This is a genomic window from Companilactobacillus mindensis DSM 14500 (assembly GCF_001434275.1).
In the GTDB taxonomy this organism is placed as follows: domain Bacteria; phylum Bacillota; class Bacilli; order Lactobacillales; family Lactobacillaceae; genus Companilactobacillus; species Companilactobacillus mindensis.
Genome location: NZ_AZEZ01000067.1, coordinates 1 through 1656 on the forward strand (window position 1 = coordinate 1; position 1656 = coordinate 1656).

Below are 1656 nucleotides of genomic sequence, written 5' to 3' on the forward strand. Positions count from 1 at the left end.
CCTCTCAAAACTAAACAAAGTTTTAACGATTGTGTATTCCGTTGATGCTTACGCATCATATCCTTAGAAAGGAGGTGATCCAGCCGCAGGTTCTCCTACGGCTACCTTGTTACGACTTCACCCTAATCATTTGTCCCACCTTAGGCGGCTAGTTCCCCGAAGGGTTACCCCACCGACTTTGGGTGTTACAAACTCTCATGGTGTGACGGGCGGTGTGTACAAGGCCCGGGAACGTATTCACCGCGGCATGCTGATCCGCGATTACTAGCGATTCCAGCTTCATGTAGGCGAGTTGCAGCCTACAATCCGAACTGAGATCGGTTTTAAGTGATTTGCTTGCCCTCGCGAGTTCGCAGCACGTTGTACCGACCATTGTAGCACGTGTGTAGCCCAGGTCATAAGGGGCATGATGATTTGACGTCGTCCCCACCTTCCTCCGGTTTGTCACCGGCAGTCTCACCAGAGTGCCCAACTGAATGCTGGCAACTGATAATAAGGGTTGCGCTCGTTGCGGGACTTAACCCAACATCTCACGACACGAGCTGACGACAACCATGCACCACCTGTATCCATGTCCCCGAAGGGAAAGACTAATCTCTTAGCTTTTCATGGTATGTCAAGACCTGGTAAGGTTCTTCGCGTTGCTTCGAATTAAACCACATGCTCCACCGCTTGTGCGGGCCCCCGTCAATTCCTTTGAGTTTCAATCTTGCGATCGTACTCCCCAGGCGGAGTGCTTAATGCGTTAGCTGCAGCACTGAAGGGCGGAAACCCTCCAACACTTAGCACTCATCGTTTACGGCATGGACTACCAGGGTATCTAATCCTGTTTGCTACCCATGCTTTCGAATCTCAGCGTCAGTTACAGACCAGAAAGCCGCCTTCGCCACTGGTGTTCTTCCATATATCTACGCATTCCACCGCTACACATGGAGTTCCACTTTCCTCTTCTGCACTCAAGTTTACCAGTTTTCGAAGCACTTCCTCGGTTGAGCCGAGGGCTTTCACTTCAAACTTAATAAACCGCCTACATTCTCTTTACGCCCAATAAATCCGGACAACGCTTGCCACCTACGTATTACCGCGGCTGCTGGCACGTAGTTAGCCGTGGCTTTCTGGTTGAATACCGTCAGTACGTGAACAGTTACTCTCACGCATATTCTTCTTCAACAACAGAGTTTTACGATCCGAAAACCTTCTTCACTCACGCGGCATTGCTCCATCAGGCTTTCGCCCATTGTGGAAGATTCCCTACTGCTGCCTCCCGTAGGAGTTTGGGCCGTGTCTCAGTCCCAATGTGGCCGATTACCCTCTCAGGTCGGCTACGTATCATCGCCTTGGTGAGCCTTTACCTCACCAACTAGCTAATACGCCGCGGGTCCATCCAAAAGCGATAGCAGAGCCATCTTTTAAACAGTGATCATGTGAAGACTGTTGTTATGCGGTATTAGCACCTGTTTCCAGATGTTATCCCCCACTTTAGGGCAGGTTACCCACGTGTTACTCACCCGTCCGCCACTCACCAAGGTCTGAATCATGAAGCAAGCTTCAATCTTCAGGATGGTTCGTTCGACTTGCATGTATTAGGCATGCCGCCAGCGTTCGTCCTGAGCCAGGATCAAACTCTCATATTAAAAGTTTGTGACTCATAAAAAA

Annotated in this window: 1 rRNA gene; it reads right to left on the minus strand. The window is 50.2% G+C overall.

Annotated features, from left to right (window positions below):
* Positions 1 to 67 precede the first annotated feature (67 nt).
* Positions 68 to 1634: ribosomal RNA gene (locus FD29_RS06140) — 16S ribosomal RNA — on the minus strand.
* Positions 1635 to 1656: the final 22 nt, after the last annotated feature.